General features: G+C 50.7%; 1 protein-coding gene. It reads right to left on the minus strand.

Annotation, left to right across the window (positions count from 1 at the left end):
- Positions 1 to 50 precede the first annotated feature (50 nt).
- Positions 51 to 604, minus strand: a 554-nt coding sequence (locus A2F46_RS11795; protein WP_156471657.1) for an HK97-gp10 family putative phage morphogenesis protein, incomplete at its 5' end; no start/stop codon positions are given.

Here is a 604-nt window from a genome sequence, read left to right on the forward strand (position 1 = left end):
GCTAAACACACGGCCACCAGCCAAGGCAGATATGGCCTGATAAAATGCGGTTACTTTGTCCATGCTTCTCTCAACCCGTCTTTGATGATGGTCTCGGCAGCCTTGATGGCCTCGGCTTTCTTGCTATCCACGGCTGGGCGCATAAAGGGGTGTTTCTGATCCATGTTGACGCCATACTCCAAAAACACACCTATGTTCTTGGCACCATGCGGGCCTTTCAATGAATTGGAAACCGTCACCACATGCTCGGATATTAAGCTGCCTTTATTATCGTCCACCCGTTTCATGATGATGTTGTCGCCGACGTGGCCTGGGTCTACCAACTCCCTATGCCCTTTGGGACCAGCATAGTAAGCCTTAGGTGCTTGATAGCATCGCTCCTTGGCTTCATCCCGAATAATCGCGGCCATGCGCCCTGTGGCTGATTTACCAATTTTCTTTTGCAGCTCTTCAGGCAAGGCTTCCAGTTTTTTTACCAGACCATCCAAGCCTTTGATTTCAAATTTCTCAGCCATCATTTGCCCCCAGCTCGCATGCAAGGTCGATATACTCACGCGCGGCATCATCTGGCAACACGGCTGTAATGTTGTATGGCTGCCCACGA

It is taken from the genome of Snodgrassella sp. CFCC 13594 (assembly GCF_001590725.1).
In the GTDB taxonomy this organism is placed as follows: domain Bacteria; phylum Pseudomonadota; class Gammaproteobacteria; order Burkholderiales; family Neisseriaceae; genus Snodgrassella.